This is a genomic window from Halobacterium hubeiense (genome assembly GCF_001488575.1).
Taxonomy (GTDB): domain Archaea; phylum Halobacteriota; class Halobacteria; order Halobacteriales; family Halobacteriaceae; genus Halobacterium; species Halobacterium hubeiense.
The window spans coordinates 36,895-52,470 of record NZ_LN831305.1; the positions used below are offsets into that span (position 1 = coordinate 36,895).

At 56.9% G+C, this 15,576-nt stretch carries 16 protein-coding genes and 1 tRNA gene; 9 read left to right on the top strand and 8 right to left on the bottom strand.

Features of this window, described 5'->3' with window-relative positions:
• Positions 1–246: 246 nt before the first annotated feature.
• The 3 genes from HHUB_RS15610 to HHUB_RS15615 form a co-directional block, all read right to left on the bottom strand.
• Positions 247–1,050, bottom strand: a complete 804-nt coding sequence (locus tag HHUB_RS15610) for a hypothetical protein (protein WP_143416472.1) — start codon at positions 1,048–1,050, stop codon at positions 247–249.
• Between the two features lie 535 nt (positions 1,051–1,585).
• Positions 1,586–2,005, bottom strand: a complete 420-nt coding sequence (locus tag HHUB_RS16380; protein ID WP_082687316.1) for a hypothetical protein — start codon at positions 2,003–2,005, stop codon at positions 1,586–1,588.
• A 39-nt stretch (positions 2,006–2,044) separates the two neighbouring features.
• A tRNA-Glu gene (locus HHUB_RS15615) sits at positions 2,045–2,119 on the bottom strand.
• Between the two features lie 98 nt (positions 2,120–2,217).
• Between HHUB_RS15615 and HHUB_RS15620 the strand changes: the two genes are divergently transcribed.
• The 3 genes from HHUB_RS15620 (at position 2,218) to HHUB_RS15630 (ending at position 4,228) form a co-directional block, all read left to right on the top strand.
• Complete coding sequence (locus tag HHUB_RS15620) at positions 2,218–2,781, top strand: plastocyanin/azurin family copper-binding protein (RefSeq protein WP_059059123.1); 564 nt, start codon at positions 2,218–2,220, stop codon at positions 2,779–2,781.
• A gap of 103 nt (positions 2,782–2,884) precedes the next feature.
• The gene (locus HHUB_RS15625) at positions 2,885–3,637 is read left to right on the top strand and encodes a DUF7260 family protein (RefSeq protein WP_082687317.1); all 753 of its coding nucleotides are present in this window, start codon (positions 2,885–2,887) and stop codon (positions 3,635–3,637) included.
• A 405-nt stretch (positions 3,638–4,042) separates the two neighbouring features.
• Positions 4,043–4,228 carry a DUF7333 family protein gene (locus HHUB_RS15630; RefSeq protein WP_059059128.1) on the top strand — a complete coding sequence of 62 codons (186 nt, stop codon included), beginning with the start codon at positions 4,043–4,045 and terminating at the stop codon, positions 4,226–4,228.
• Between the two features lie 200 nt (positions 4,229–4,428).
• Here the strand turns inward: HHUB_RS15630 and HHUB_RS15635 are convergent, their stop codons facing one another.
• The gene (locus tag HHUB_RS15635; protein ID WP_059059131.1) at positions 4,429–5,583 is read right to left on the bottom strand and encodes a multicopper oxidase domain-containing protein; all 1,155 of its coding nucleotides are present in this window, start codon (positions 5,581–5,583) and stop codon (positions 4,429–4,431) included.
• 238 nt (positions 5,584–5,821) lie between these two features.
• Positions 5,822–6,724, bottom strand: a complete 903-nt coding sequence (locus HHUB_RS15640) for a cation diffusion facilitator family transporter (protein WP_082687328.1) — start codon at positions 6,722–6,724, stop codon at positions 5,822–5,824.
• Positions 6,725–7,058: 334 nt separating this feature from the next.
• Between HHUB_RS15640 and HHUB_RS15645 the strand changes: the two genes are divergently transcribed.
• The 3 genes from HHUB_RS15645 to HHUB_RS15655 are packed head-to-tail and all read left to right on the top strand — an operon-like array spanning position 7,059 to position 9,306.
• The gene (locus HHUB_RS15645) at positions 7,059–7,820 is read left to right on the top strand and encodes an ABC transporter ATP-binding protein (RefSeq protein WP_082687318.1); all 762 of its coding nucleotides are present in this window, start codon (positions 7,059–7,061) and stop codon (positions 7,818–7,820) included.
• On the top strand, positions 7,817–8,575 hold the full coding sequence (locus tag HHUB_RS15650) for a hypothetical protein (protein ID WP_059059136.1): 759 nt from the start codon (positions 7,817–7,819) through the stop codon (positions 8,573–8,575). Before HHUB_RS15645 ends, HHUB_RS15650 begins: the two co-directional genes overlap by 4 nt.
• The gene (locus tag HHUB_RS15655; protein ID WP_059059138.1) at positions 8,572–9,306 is read left to right on the top strand and encodes a hypothetical protein; all 735 of its coding nucleotides are present in this window, start codon (positions 8,572–8,574) and stop codon (positions 9,304–9,306) included. The genes HHUB_RS15650 and HHUB_RS15655 overlap by 4 nt, the downstream gene beginning before the upstream one ends.
• A gap of 51 nt (positions 9,307–9,357) precedes the next feature.
• Here HHUB_RS15655 and HHUB_RS15660 read toward each other — a convergent pair whose 3' ends face one another.
• Positions 9,358–10,278, bottom strand: coding sequence for a metal-dependent hydrolase (locus HHUB_RS15660; protein WP_059059139.1), 921 nt, complete (start codon positions 10,276–10,278; stop codon positions 9,358–9,360).
• A 266-nt stretch (positions 10,279–10,544) separates the two neighbouring features.
• Positions 10,545–11,135, bottom strand: coding sequence for a COX15/CtaA family protein (locus HHUB_RS15665; RefSeq protein WP_238324134.1), 591 nt, complete (start codon positions 11,133–11,135; stop codon positions 10,545–10,547).
• 419 nt (positions 11,136–11,554) lie between these two features.
• Here HHUB_RS15665 and HHUB_RS15670 point away from each other — a divergent pair, with 419 nt between their 5' ends.
• From HHUB_RS15670 to HHUB_RS15680, 3 genes are all read left to right on the top strand, one after another.
• Positions 11,555–13,063 carry a hypothetical protein gene (locus tag HHUB_RS15670; protein WP_238324136.1) on the top strand — a complete coding sequence of 503 codons (1,509 nt, stop codon included), beginning with the start codon at positions 11,555–11,557 and terminating at the stop codon, positions 13,061–13,063.
• Positions 13,064–13,423: 360 nt separating this feature from the next.
• Positions 13,424–13,954 (top strand): DsbA family protein, encoded by a 531-nt coding sequence (locus HHUB_RS15675; RefSeq protein WP_059059143.1) that lies wholly within the window; start codon positions 13,424–13,426, stop codon positions 13,952–13,954.
• Positions 13,944–14,375, top strand: coding sequence for a disulfide bond formation protein B (locus HHUB_RS15680; protein ID WP_059059146.1), 432 nt, complete (start codon positions 13,944–13,946; stop codon positions 14,373–14,375). Before HHUB_RS15675 ends, HHUB_RS15680 begins: the two co-directional genes overlap by 11 nt.
• Positions 14,376–14,392: 17 nt before the next feature.
• Here HHUB_RS15680 and HHUB_RS15685 read toward each other — a convergent pair whose 3' ends face one another.
• A complete protein-coding gene (locus HHUB_RS15685; protein WP_059059149.1) occupies positions 14,393–15,460 on the bottom strand; it encodes an iron transporter in 1,068 nt (355 codons plus the stop codon).
• Positions 15,461–15,576: the final 116 nt, after the last annotated feature.

The window sequence follows — 15,576 nt, forward strand, 5'->3', positions numbered from 1 at the left end:
ATATCGCTTCATTTGAGAAGTTCGAAGACACTGAGGCCCGCGTACCCGACCGCAAAGCCTGCGACGATGATAGCTCCAGAGAAGATCTGGTAGAACGGGGTCGACGGGAGGAAGCCGGTCGCGAGGGTACCGACAACGATCAGTACCGCTGCCAGTACCAAAAACACGTACTGACGACGTTTCCCCTTCATATATTGAGACATTTGTACCCCCTAGGTACCGTGAGATCACGGTAGATACCTTACCTCAGTCCGCCGGGATGATGGCAGCCGATTGATCGGGCTGTCGGGCTGCTTGGACCGAGTAGATCAGACTTCCGGTGAAGAGGACGAAGCTTCCAACGATGAATACTGCACTGAGCGGCGAGGCCGAATCGACGAACACCCAGTAGAGAGGGGCGGCAATCGATGGCCCGGCAGCAAGTACCGCGATCTTCGCGACGAGTGGCCCACAGCAGCCACAGGTACACGTCCCGACGATTGCAGCACTTCCGGCGGTCCCTTCGGTCATGCCGGCTCGTTCCTCGACGCGCCAGTGCCGGGCTATGAGAGCGGCGTTTAATCCGATAAGTGCGCTCAGCATCCCGACGACGATGACCTGGCCGGGTGACAGGGCTAAGAAGAACGGGATATGTATGAACGGGAGATGCGGAATCGCGATTTCGAGCGTCGGCCACGATACTAGCTGATAGATTGCGGGTAGAACGACGACCGTCACCTCTTCGGGGAAGCCCTCCTCGGGGAAAAACGAGAGGTAGCCTGTTATAGAGACGAAAAAGAGTGCTAACACGACACCGACGCCGATGCCGAAGCGACGCGCAACCGGATCACGCATGACTGCGCGGATGACACTCCCTGCGTCCTTCCAGACGACATAACCGACCAGGATTAGCGTGCCGAGGACGATTGCGTACCCGAGTGGATGCGTATCGCTTGCCAGTCCTGGAAGGAGGTAGGGGTACGAGATCCACAATCCCATGAGGATGCCGAGAAACGTGTACCGTGGTCGGGATGGCCAGCGGAGCCACCCAACGACGAAGCTCGCTACCATGATGCCCAATCCACTCAGCAGCGCCAGTGGCTGATACCACGCTCGGGGGAACGGCATCGAACTCGCAGTATATGTCGGATCTGGGGAGAGCCCTTCGAAGAGTACGGCTCCGAGTGCAGTGATAGCGATACCGGCGAACACGCCGTACAGAGCGGTTGTCGCCGTAATCCGATCTGTCCGTTTGAGAAGGATGAATCCACCGAGAATAACGGCACCAACGAAAGCAATAATTACACCGTGTCCTTGCGAGAGTCCACCGCTTCCGGTTGTACCGTGGGCGGACGCGACGGGAACCTGAGTGAGCGTAACAATCGATGCGAGAAGTACAGAGAGTGGCCGAATAGATCCGATTCGAGAGGTCTGTCCACGGGAGGGCCCCCACGTGGTTGACGCTCTTCTGGTGACAATATTCTGTCTTGGACAGGGAGCCACTTCTACCTGACTGATCCACCCCTGATATCCTAGGTTTGACTGTCGTTGGATCATGCTGAGTGTGGAAATATCCTCCTCCGAAAGTATGACCGGCACGGTGAATTCACTCGCTGTTCAGAAATACGAGGAACTGTATATGCTTGAGGAACCAGACCGGAAGAACGGCTCCAACCACTGCAGCGAGTAGGAGACTATTCGCTGCTGTCCACACGATTTGCCCGAGGACGGTGCTAATAATCAAGACGCCGTTGTATGCGATCGCATTCACCGCTAAATCGCCTCTTGACTCAGGCCGGGGCCACTTGATGAGACTGGGCTTGATTGCTGATGTCCGACCGGAAGCTACGGCGACAAGAAGCCCGAGTAAGCCGGATACAAACCATCCAAGAACAGCCGGTGGCCAGCTGTATACGACCGTGGCGGTGGCAAGAACAATTAGACACGGGCTGGTGATTGCACAGATCTCTACAGAGACATAACGGGTTAAAATGTGTTCCTCGGTTTCTTCTTGTGCGGTGGCCATCTGTGAGGGTTATGAGTAGAGCAGTGGAACGACTGGGGATGCTCCGTCGAGGATTTGAACCTCGGTCCGCGACGTGAGATGCCGAGATGATTGGCCGAGCTACACTAACGGAGCATCTCGAACTTGTGGCCCCAGTACTTCAAATTCAGGCGGTGTCCTATTCACTAGGAATCCGCCGTTTCCCCTTATGCTGAGGGCTTTGATATCCCGGTATGGAACGTCGACAAGTTCTCAAGACAGCTGGAATCTTTGCAACAGGTGGCGTAACTGGTCTCGCAGGGTGTAGCAGCTCGGGGAACGGGGACGGTGGCGACGAGCCGACCACGACCGCAACGCAGGAGACGGCTGGTGGGTCGGGCGACTCGAATACTGTCATGATGGTCACCGAAGGGAGCGAGTATTATTTCGATCCAATCGGGCTGTTGGTCGAATCAGGGGAGACAGTCACGTTCGAAATCCAGAGTGGGAGCCACTCAGCAACCGCTTACAAAGAGGGCACGAGTTCGGCCTCAGTAACTCGGATCCCCGAGGGAGCGGAGGCGTTCAATAGTGAAACGCTGAGCGAACAGGGTGCGACCTACGAGCATACGTTCGAGACCACGGGGACGTACGATTACTTCTGTATCCCGCACAAGTCCTTGGGGATGGTCGGTCGAATCGTCGTCGGTGAACCTGGCGGTCCCGCGGAGGAAAGTATGCCGCCGGACGGAGACGTTCCCGAAAGCCAGACCATCGTCGATCAAGGCAGCGTCTCGTACAGCTCGTTCTCCGGGTAGGCAGCCGCGTACACTGCGAGCTGTGCGCTCCGGAATCGCTCGTACACCATATGGCCGACACTGACTGTGCTTCGGACCACCAGTATGGAGACACACGCTGCCGATGACGCTCGCACAAGGCTCGTGGCCGACATACACGGATGCTGCCCTCGATAGTGTTCGGCAGGAACGACGCGAGGTCGAACGCGAATGTCGAGCATTCCAACGGTTTCGCCAGCGTATTCAGACCGTCGACACACGGACTCCTCGGTTCGAACGGTCCGTTGTTGGAGTGAATCAGAACCTTACATCCGAAGAGAAGCCGGTCCGTGATACCATCGAGCCATGGTATCGCGATACTGTGATGGCGGTCGACCACTACGGCGACGTGTACGGTGATTCGTTCGAGGCGAGCATCAGCGCTGAATTCGGGGTCGATGTACTGGTTCTGATCTCGGAAGCGACTACGTTCTCACCGCTCATCAAACAACGACTCCTCGAGACTGCACAGCAGTGTATTGACAACCGTCGGGTCTTTCTAGAAACTCTCGAAGACGAATTCCATACGCTCAAAGACGCGCAATCTACAGTTCAAGAGATTCGAGAGGCGATAGCAGAATTTGATTCGACGGAATTACAGGGGATCTCAGATACTGAATTGACCGACAGATACGACACGCTTCACACGTTGAGTGATGAATGTAAGAGTTGGATCCAGCAACGGCAGGAGGAAATCCACGCTCATCGAATCAATCGGTCGGCAGACGTGGATGCCCACACTGACCTCTGTTCGTATCTCTATGAGGGTCTGGAGGTTGATTATCCGGTATTGGCGACGTTTGTCGATATCTTGGAGATTATCTCCCAATATGAGTAGTCTCCCGTTTCACCTCCTACTCAGTCGTCATCTACGGCGAGGCGATATGTTAAGGATCCCCGTGATGTACAGCGAATTCATCCGAAAGAAGCACTTACTTGTTGGCTTGTTTCGGGGTTTGTCGTGATCTTGGATCAGTTTGGACTGACGCCTCGCTCCGGAATGGGGTACGTGTTCTAGCGAGGATACCAGCCACCGTGCCCAACGATGGGGTTAGAAACTAATCCCCAGCAAGGATTTTCCCGAGAGCTTGCGGCTCACGGAATCTGTTGGAGTCGGTAGACTCTAGCAGGATTGGCAAATATATGCCGCTGATATAGAGCATCCATATGGTAGCCGATTACTGCCGGTTTTCAGCAAATCTACTTTGTTAACGGTTTTGTCTATCCGGTCACAACAGTACATATGGAATTCGACTTTGTGCGCTCGGTGGCTCCCCTTGTCGTAATTGTCGGCGTCGCGGCGATTGCGCTCACGACCGTGATGACCTCCTCGACAGTCTTCATGATGGTTCTGCCCTCGATGATCGTCTTCTCAGTCATCGCGTTCTTCTTCGGAATGAAACACGGCGAATTCCGCGCCAGTCCGTAACAGGCCGACCCAGTCGCCGAAATCCGCTGGGTTGTGGTCCATGCTAGCCGCCAGCTAGTGTTGATTCAGATTTATTTCGATGACCGGTTCGCAGTCCTACCGACGGCTGTTTCAGCGGGACGGTGTCGAACTAACAGGAGTCCACCAGAGCCGGGTAACCACTATCGTTCAGTTACCAGTCCTGGTCGTGTAGATCGTTTCTACGCGGAGTAGCCGGCATACTCCATAAGCTGGTTGAAGATGTCCGTATCCATGACGGATCGATAGATTATGCCGGTGAGCATGCCGCCGGGATAGAACGTACCGTTCATCACGTGGTTGACCTTGTGGCAGTGCATCAGGTAGATGCCGGGGTCTGCATCGGCAGTAAATTCGATCGTGTGTCGTTCAGCAGGGGCGACGTTCGTGACGTCCATGTCGTGGCGGGCAGCCTCCGGAATCGTCCCGCCGTCCTTTTCGACACGCTGGAAGCGGTGGTTATGGATGTGCATCGGGTGCGACATGTACCCGCCGTTGACGAGGTGGATGCGAACTGAGTCGCCCTCGTCGACGATGATCGGCGACCCTTCTTCGGGGTGCAGCGTTCGGGGTGCGCTCTTCCCGTTAACGGTAAATACGTCTGGATTTCGACTGGCAGCGTCATAGGTAAAGTCCGCATTCCCAGCCCACTTCCTCGGGACTCGGGAATCCCAGTCTTTGACCGTCATGAAGTACTCGCGATCTGCCGGCTCATAGCCTTCCGGATCGACGCGGAAGATACCATACATCCCCATATCGATATGCCGATGAGTCTGGAAGTGGCAGTGGTAAAAATGCGTCCCCGGCACGTTTGCCGGGATTTTGTAAGTGTGTTTCTCACCTGCGGGGACCTGAATCCCGGTTGTCGTCGGGACACCGTCATTTTTCCAGGTTTTTCGAACACCATGGAAGTGAATCGTGTGGGGCCGACGGCCGTCCGTGTTGTCGAGCGTTACTTCCATGGCATTACCCTCGGTGGTCCGGAGGATCGGACCGGGTACACTGGGGTCGTTGTCGTCGGCTTGCCACGCCCAGACGCGGGGGAATTCGACTGGTCCACCCATCGTTTCGAGCGGGTGGACAGCATGGCGAGCTCGCTGCGTTCGCATCGTTACTTCGCCGCCCTGTTCGTCAACGTCGACGACTGTCGGCGGACTCGTAAACGGAAGAGGAGCCGACGTGGATTGGCTACTAGTCTCTGTCGCTGTGGTGGCGACTGGCTGGCCTCCGTTGTCTCCAGTACAGCCCGCGATGGCTGAGAAGCTGGTGGCGCCAGTTGCTGCGAGAAATTCTCGACGCAATAGCCCAGATCCGGGAGCGCCAAAGCGTTTTGTCATAGAACAACCCGGATTTTGGACTACCTATACATAGGGGGACGGCGATGTCTCGCCCCGCGAGACAAGGACCGATGATGTTCGACACAACCCACATGAGTCACAGTCCGCGGACGCGACTTCCTATGAATCCAGTCCAGACAAACCAAACGAAAACACGCACCTCTAGCAGGTACGCCCTAGAGTGCTGACATCCGCGTCTTCGCCCATCGGTAGACCAGCACAGCCCGTAAAACCAGTATCAGTCGCTGTGCTCGGTCGGCCGAGTGTGCGAATCCGCTCCAAGAACATCCACTGTAACATGCTCGATGCCGAATTCGTCATGGAGCAGCTCAGTGATCGTCCGCTTAAGTTCGTCACGTTCCTCAACGGTAGCTACGTCACTAGTCACGTGGACTGTCGCCACATCGAGTCGACTCGACAGCGACCAGACGTGAATGTCCAAAACCGCAGTTACGTCGTCGAAAGCTTCGATGCGTGCTTCCAGATCTTCGACCGAGATGGGGCTGCGCTGAAAGAAAATTGCGCCGCTCTCCCGGAGCAGCTTGACTGCCGACCAAATGATGATGGCAGCGATGAGGACTGCCGTAATCGGGTCCGCGATGTAGTACCCACCGAACTCCACGAACAGCATCGAGACGATGACAGCGACCGACGCACCTGCATCCCCGAGAAGGTGATAGAACGCGCCACGCTCGTTCAGCGACATCTCACCACCCTGAACAACGTATACTGACAGGAGATTTATGACCAATCCCCCAGTTCCGAGGAGGATGGTCATCTGGGGATTGATATCGACGGGTGCGAGGTAGCGCTGATAGGATTCCCAGACCAGGAACACCACCATCGGGACGAGTAACACGCCGTTCAAGAACGCTGCAAACGGCTCTACCCGGCTCAAGCCGTAACTCCAGTACTCCCCGGGATTCGAATTCGTTCCGATGTAGGCCGCGCCCAGAGCGATCACGTATGCCAGCGAGTCGAACAGCATGTGGAACGCGTCCCCGATAAGTGCGACAGACCCGAACGTCAGCCCCCCCACAAGCTCGATGACGAAGCCGGCGAGATTGATAGCTGCTACTGCTCCGAGCGTACGAACACTGCTGTCCTCGTTGTGCTCATGGCTGTGCCCTGCTGAACTCATCTTGTTATATTTCATGTGAGAGCCCGGAGTGCCTTCAATCCCAACAACGGTGGGGCGATAACTTGTATGTGGTCCGTGGCAATAGGCCGTCCTCGTAGTGGAAGATTCTATGAGTGAGTATGAGAGCCGCCATTCCGTAGAGTCCACTCTTCTGGGGTAGTCGTGTGAATGGTTAGCCCGACTATCGAACGGATTGCCCGGGAATCAGCTGTCGGGGGCTGGTAGCAACCCATATTATTAATAAAACAAGAATATATTATTATAGATGGAATAAGATAGTTCGTTTTTTAGCAGCTAATTTAACAAAAGTGCGTGTTCACATTTCAAGCAAGACATGAGCAGCCCACAGCGGAGCACACAAAGTAGTCAATCAGGAAATACTGTCGTCGAAGCAATCAACATCCAAAAGACATACGACTCCTGGCTGCCGTTCTCTCGCTCTGTCGACGTTCTTGACAGAGCGACATTAGAGATCGGTAGTGGTGAAATCGTCGGCATTATGGGCGAAAACGGCAGCGGCAAGTCGACGTTGATGCAGGTTCTGGCTGGTGTGCTGGACTACGACGACGGCACCGTCGCTCGGTCGGGACGTATCGGTTGGTGTCCCCAGGAGCCGCGGCTCTACGACCGGCTGACCGTCGACGAAACATTCGAATTATTCGGCGAGGCCTACGAGATGTCCCCCAGCGAAGTCGACGCGGCGCGGTCGTGGTTGCTGACAGAACTTGATTTCGAGCGGTTCCGGGACCGGCAGGTTCGGAATTTGAGCGGTGGGAACAAACAAAAGCTCAATCTCAGTGTCGCGCTGATGCACGAACCCGACCTTCTGCTGCTTGACGAACCATATACAGGCTTCGACTGGCAGACCTTCCAAGCATTCTGGGACCTCACCGAAGACCTCCGTGACCGCGGTGTCGGTATCGCCATTATCTCCCACATCATCAACGAACGTGACCGCTTCGACGTGATCTACGAACTTCACGACGGCCACCTCCACAGGGAGGTCGTCGATGAGGAAGGCGGTCCGGCATCCACGCCAACCGAAGATAAAATCGACTGCGAACAACCCGATACCACCGGAGGCAAGTCCGAATGAGTCTACTCAGCCGATACGCCGCGGGCATCCGGGCGAGCGCACTGTCGTTCTTTCGCGAACCGCTGAACCTCGTGCTCTTAGTCGTGCTCCCGGCCGCCTCCATTCAGATCTTCGGCGTCGCGTACGGTCAGTTCCCCGAGTTCGGATTTCTGAACCTCCCCGCGTCGCTTGATGCCACCGCCAGAATCACGGGCGCAACGTTTGCGACCGGGGCTCTGGCGGGAGTGCTCGGGCTCTTCCAACTCATCAGCGCACGTGATGCCGATCACCGCCTCTCTATCTGTGGGTTTCCCGCGCTAGATTTGCTCGTCGCCCGATTTGCGACGCTCGTCGTAATCAGCTTGGTGATTGCGGGCGTCTCCACGCTGACGCTAGTTGGACTGTTGTCCGAACCCGTCGCCTCGCCGCTGTTCGTGTTCATGGGCCTCACGCTCGTTGGTGTCATTTACGCGATGCTGGGAATCCTGGTCGGAGCAGTCCTCCCTCGAGCGCTAGAGGGCTCGCTCGCCCTGGTTATCCTCGCGGATATGGACAACGTCATTGCCAGTGGCATTTTCCCGATTCAGGACCGAATCACGCAATTGTCGCCGACCTCGTACGGCCACGAGGTGGTCACCCGCGCTGTCCTCGACGGGGAACTCGCGACAGGTGAGTTGCTACCGGCGCTGACAATCGTCGCAGTTCTGGGCGGCCTCGCAATACTGGCCTACACACACACTGTCGAACCTATCGTTTCGGGGGGTGTCGTGCAATGAATACCCGCATCACAACGGCTGTGACGATGGGGCTGCGGGAATTTCGTCGAACGCCGGCCCTGATCGGATTACTGATCGCCCTCCCGCTGTACTTCATCGGGGGATTCATGTACATCGTCCCGGAGGCGACGTTGACTATCCCGATTAGCGGCGAGTCAGTGACGGTTACGCTCTCGGAATTCGTCGCAGCGCTGGTGACGCCCGTCACCGCCGGGCTGCTGTCGGGTATCGTCGGACTGTTCCTAATGCAGTCCTCGAAAGCCGCCGACGACCGGCTTCGTCTGGCTGGGTATCGCTCGCGTGACCTCGTCGTCTCCCGTGTGAGTCTGCTCGCTGCTGGTGGCCTAATCGTCAGTGCTGTCTCGCTAGCAATCGTCCTGGTCGGATTTTCTCCGGTGTCGATACCTGCCTTCGTCGCCGCAACTGTGCTGACGGCTCTGATTTACGGCGTCTTGGGTGTGATTATCGGTGTTTCTCTGAGTCGCTTGGCTGGGGTGTATGTCATGCTCTTCTTCCCGTACGTGGACATGCTGCTGTTCCAGAACCCGATGGCGACCGACTCCACAGCCTGGACGAAGGCGCTTCCGGGGTACTTTACGACGAAGGCGACGATGGACGCAGCCTTCACTCAAGGGCTGGACCTCTGGAACTTCATCGGCGCCGTGGGATACTTCACCATCGTCTTGCTCGTTGGTGTAGTCGTCTTCCACCGTGTCACCGCTATCGAATAAATCGGCACCTTGAGGTGTCGACAGTAATCACGGCACCAGCGAGCCGTTGCGTTAACCGAGTGTACCGTAAGCCGCTGCGTACGCGATAGCACCAGCTGTGACGGCGGCGAGCCCTGTGACGAGCGTTTCACCGCGTCTGTGGTGATTGAATGGCCGTGTCGGAATTCCGACTCCGACGATAGCGAGCGCGAGAATGCTGAAGACGAATGGAGGAGCCGTGTGAATCGTTGGTGTCGGAATGACGAGGACCGCAGCCGCGTACCCGCTTCCAGCTACGGCACGCGGACGAAGCAGGCCACGGATTGGAATCTGCTGCAACCGCGTGTACGCGAATATAGCAAACCAAATCGTTCCAAGTTCAAGGAGGAATGCCGCTAGCAAGTGGGCCGTCGGGTCCGGATGCAGCGCGACCCGACTGGTCATCAAGACAACGTCGAACGGATAGAGAAAGTCAGCAGGTCCGCCGGTAAAGAGGTCGCCGAACGGATGTGATACCAGACCAATCAGCGCCGCACCAAACAGCCAGCGTGTTGCAGCTCCGTTTCGGCGGGCCCATTCCCCGATTCCAAGCCCTGAAGCGACGTACACGACTAGGACTCCCGCGTTCACGAGGCCGTCGACGACCGCTCCGATCGCGATGATGGACAGGAAGCCGCCGACAGCAACAATCCGGCTACGTCGTGCCGGGACATTCCATGCTGCGACAGCGGCAGCGAGAATCGCTCCGACAACAAGCGAGTGCGTCGCTCCTCGATGAATCGTATTCGCAGTCCCCCAGAACACATCAGGAGACACCGTCTGTATGGACCGTGCGAGCAACCCGATAGGGGCGTACACGATATCCACGTCGGGAACGAATGCGAACAGGCCGGCGATGATGCCCACTCGTATCGCTCGCTCACGGCTACAACCCATCACCGTCGCTAGAAACGCGACGAGGGCGAATGCCCCGAGGCCGTGCCCGACGAACATAGACTTCCTACTTCGCTTACGGCAATAAGCGGCGCGTGACACGGTGACACACGAATCGCTCAACGGCACTTGTCGTCCAGCCGATTGTGAATCCGGATCCTCAAGCCCCCGCCTAGGGAGGTTTCTGATTACAAAGTGGTCAGGCGCATAGAGTCCCACCCCCATCGCCGTCAGATAGACTGCTGCGAACTGCACTGCGTTATACGTCTCGTCTTCGAAGTGAGCCGGTGAAGTTTAGTCACCGGGATCGTCTCACACACACGAACTCATGGTACCTGCTCGTACTGCATTTTTTCTCGGCTGGAAAGCCAGCCGGTGAGGAATGTGGTTAGCAGGCAGAGTAGAATGAGCGTTGCGACGCCAAGATGCGTAGTGACGACGAACGGTTGGAGGTTTTCCGTCACCGTTAATCCACCCAGGAGGACCTGTGTCGGAAGGAGGACCAGTGCTCCCGTCGCGGACCATGTGACGAGTCGATTGTTGGGATACGCAAGCCACGCTCCGATCGTCGTCCCCAAGATGATGAAGCCGGCTGTCATCGCCAGTCCACGGTGTGCCCACTCCGCGAAGATTTGGAGTGTGGAATACGAGGAACTGGCAACGATCCCAGAGTGGAGAAAGGGGACCCACGTTCCGTAGCACGTTGGCCAGTCTGGGCACGATAATCCAGCGCCGATCGCGCTCGTATATGCGCCGAGGAGCATCACGGCATAGGTTACGACGAGTGTGACCCCTGATAGATGCGTATATGTGACGGGGGACTCCCGGAAGCCGTATCGAACTCGCGTGACGATTGAGGATACCTGCATAGTATCTTGAAGTGAGCCGTGCGTTGTTACCGTGTCATCCTTTTTCATCTGACTCGGTAAACCGTATCGGCGGGTTCCTACTTGTTGGGAATCAGCCCCGTACTCAACTAGGCAGTGCCGCATTTCTAATAAAGCGCGAAGACGCAGTTCTTACTGCAATCGAAGAATCAGAACCGTTTCAAACCGCCCAACAATAGTACGAGATAACTGGCTGAGGGTTATGACAACTATCCAGACTTCAGTCCCACCGAACGACTCGCCAGAGATTTGCCAGTACTGCGGTGACCCCTTCCCCACTGTGGAACGTCTCACCCTTCATCGGGGCCTCGAACATTGGCCTGACATCGATGAGGCAGAACGAACAGCCTTCCACGATGCACGAGCAGACGAACAAGATGCCTTGAGTTCGTTTCGGCTGCGGGCGCTCGCCTGCCTCGTCGCAGTATACTTCGGGTTCCTATTTCTCTATGCTATCTTCGCCATTTAACGCCGAGAGCCCCGAGACTGACGAGTCCACGGCAAAGACAACCGACCCGAAGGAGGGCCGTTCAAGCAGCGTGAGCGGTTCCGCTCTCCGCGTCGGAGTGCAGGCCCTTGCGTGGGCAGCAATATTGATTGTTCTCGTCGAGAGTGTCACCGCCGCTAACGGAATGACGCTCTCCAAACAGCCCCGGGAAACGTTAGCTGTCCCTCGCTGGCTGTATCTGGCAACAGGGGGAGCTACAATCGGTGCCTCGGCACTCCTTGCTAGCTTCGTCACCGACCGCGCATTCATCTACGCGCTGCACTCGTGGTCCGTTCAGCTGCCTGGCGTCCCAGCTATCCGGCGTGGAGCCTCCAGACTCGGCCAGCTACTTGCCCTCGCTACGCTCGGTCTCATGGTCTATGTCGGGTACAGTGGCCCCCAACTCCCAGCTGCGAGTCTCACAGTTCTCGTAACGTTTGTCGGGATTCGTGGTGGACTGCCGGTCGTCGCGTATCTGATCGGGAATCCCTGGCCTGCGATTAACCCGTGGCGTGCTCTCACGACGTTCCTCCCAGAAGGCTTCATCGAATATCCCGACTCGTTCGCTCGCTGGCCAGCAGTCGTGGGCGTCCTTGCGCTTGTTTGGGTGGAGGTAATCTTCCCGGTCAGTACCGTCCCGCGCGTGCTGGCGAGTGCGATCCTCGGTTATTCACTGTGCACGGTTACTGGGGCAATCGTCTTCGGCTCTGATGCGTGGTTCAAGCACGCCGACCCGCTGGCTGTTTTGTTCCGGTGCTACGGGACGGTTGCACCAATTCAAATCGTAGACGGCTCGTTAGAGGTGTCGCTTCCCGGGAACAACCTCGCAGATTCAGCCATCGTAACTGACGAGTCCGACGTCGCCTTTATCATCGCCCTCGTTTGGGAACTCACGTACAGTGGATTCATCACGACGACCGCTGGCGCGCAGACGATTAGCGCCGTTGTGGAGTCGCCACTCGGCGCAGTACTTCCGACTGTACCGATGGCTATACTCGTCTATACAGTTCTGTTCCTCGCGGGATACGTCCTGTTCCTCACAGCCTATTGGTATGCTGGAAAGGCCGCTCGACGACTGACAAACACGTACGTCACCAGCCGTTCGATCGCGTTGCGACTCGCTCCACCACTGTTGGCTATCGCAGCTGGCTATCACCTCGCCCACTACGCCAATCTGGTCGTCTCGTTGAGTCCCGCACTTGCGATTGCAGCCGTGTCCCCACTCACCCCGCCTGCAAATCCATTAGTCCTCGCTCCTCCTGGTTGGTTCACCGGCCTCAGCGTCGCGTTCGTATTGATCGGGCACCTGCTCGCCATCTGGGAAGCACATGCGGCCGCGTACGATCTGTTCCCGAGCCGTCTCGTCGCGATTCGTAGCCAGTACCCGTTTATTGTTGTGATGATCGGATATACGGTGATCAGTCTCTGGATTCTCTCCCTCGCTGGCGCGACACCACCGTATCTAGGGTAACCGAATCCCCACCATAGACGGTCGGATTCTCGCCTCGTAGAAGAGTCGAGCCAGTGCAACAGAGACCCCAAAGCTTCGACCCTTACGGGACTCCTGAGAGAACACACTCCAAACGAACGCGACAGCACCAAAGCAATCTTACTGTGAAGAACCAAACGGATAATTATCATGCGCTCTTCTAACGTTACTGAGGCGTTGTCGTCTCGAATGTCGCGGCGACAGGTCCTCGCAACGGGGAGCATCGTTGCTCTGAGTGGCTGTCTTGGTGGTGGTTCGAATAGCTCGACTGACGGGAACGTGAACGAAGACGTTGCGAATGCGCCTCTCTCGAACTCACCAGATTCGTTGACGTACGCGACGATGGGGTCGAGTGACGGACCGACGATAACCTACTATGGAAACTGGAAATGCCCCTACTGTGCCGAGTTCAGTACCGGCACTCTCGGCGACTTCGTCACCGACTACGTCGAGAACGGGAACGTCAATATCCAGTTTCGAGCGCTGGCGTACATCAACGGCGAACCGTTCCTCGGGGCCGATTCTCCTCGAGCTGCGCGTGCTGGGCTGGCAGTTTGGAACGTGAACCCCGAGACGTACTGGCGCTACCATGAGCACGTCTTCGCAAATCAGCCTCCTGAAGGTGAAACGTGGGCGACGGCTGAAAAGCTCCTCTCGTTCGCTGAATCCGCGGGCGTGGGTGATCTCGATCGCGTCCGAGAGCAACTCGACGAGGGAATGTACGAATCCGAAGTTCAAAACACCACTGACGCGGCTGCATCAGCAGGAGTCTCCGGAACACCCACGCTCGTCATCGACGGCGAAACGGTCAACCCGTTAAGCGACGAGTCACGGGCTCGAACACTGATTGAAGGCCTCACGGATGCCTCTTGACCGGGACCGAGTTGTACTCGGTGTGGCGACACTGGTTGCCATGATCGCTACGTTGGGGAGCCTCTGGTTCAGTCTCGGGTTGGGGTTAGTCCCCTGTGACCTCTGCTGGTATCAACGCATCCTGATGTACCCACAAGTAGTTATTCTGGGGGTGGCGACGCTCGAATCACGACTCAACGTCTGGCGGACTGTTTTGCCGTTGTCAGCAGCCGGAATCATCATCGCTGCGTATCAATCTTACTTACAGGCGACAACCACAACATGTGGCTTTGAAGGAGCCTGTGCCGTGGTCCAGTGGCGCTCGCCAATACTCAGAGTGACCATTCCGAACCTCTCGCTGATTGCGTTCGTACTGGTGACGGCGCTACTCCTGTCCTCACTCTTAGTGGACAGGAATGCTGGGATGCAAGTAGACGAGTGAGTGAGTGCTCGGCGGAATCAAACAGTGAATTCAACAGTGGACATCTGCATGAATGCGGTTTCGTAACCGTCGTGGCGCGACACCTGGGGTGGTGTCTCAACGCGAACCACAATGGTATCATCCCGCCTGATGGTCTTTGCGGTCGTTCCGTAGTAGTAGCCGAGGTCGGGGTCGATTGTACCGTCAAGTCCCGTTTCCAATACAGTGTCCCCGTTACGCTTGACGACCATCGAGAGCGACATTCCAGGGAGTAGAACGCGATTATAGGGCGTACGCGGAGAGACAACGAGATACGGTCCGTCCGTCCCCGGGAATCGTCGTGCTGTGGAGACGAGACTCGCGCAGAACACGGCACCGTCAGCGGACTGCTCGTCGAGCAATCTTCCGGGGAGTTGTTCCTTGGGCGGGGCGACTGGAGCTGGCACGCCGTCCATCTGCATCAGGTCTACCGTCCCCCGCGTGCCTGCCTTCTCATCGAGACGGCGAATCGGAAGGTCGTACGTTTCAGACGGCTCGAAGGTAAATTGGAACTGTGCGGTCCGCGTCTCTGTAAACCGACGTTTGAACGGGCGGGTTCGTGCTGCCTGAACGGGCGCAGTCCGAACCGTTGCCTCATACTCGCCGCTCCCCGACAGTGCCACGTTGTCCCCGTAGTGGAACCCCATATTTGGGGAGAGCATCGACCACAGATTCGTCGTTGAGACATTCCCCTCCTCATTCTGGATATCCACTGACACCGCTGTCGGGAGCACCGTTTCGGATTCGGCATCCCAGACGCTCGCCATCAAATGCAGCGAGTCATTCGACGAGACAACGACTTTTGTTTTGTTCGTCCCGGTCACCGTCCAGAATCGGTGGGGGAACGAGTGCATCAACGCGACGCCGATACCATCGGCGGTCGTCGTTTCGTATACGCCCATCCCCTCAACAATCGCCGGATAGTAGACACCGTCTGGCCGGTCTTCGACGAGCGGTGGATCTCGCCACGCGGACTGTGTCTCGAATCCGAGTCGCTGAAGACACCCGGAGACGCCAGCTACGCCGACCAGCCCGCCCGTGGTTTTTAGAAACCGCCGCCGGTCCATATTCTAGAATTCTCTCCGGGATTGAGTAGGCGTTGCGGTTTGCGAGAAGACACAGGGACCATCGCCGCAAGCCTTGTTTTGTATGACTCCAGGAGAGTGTATCTTTGGTTAGCCAC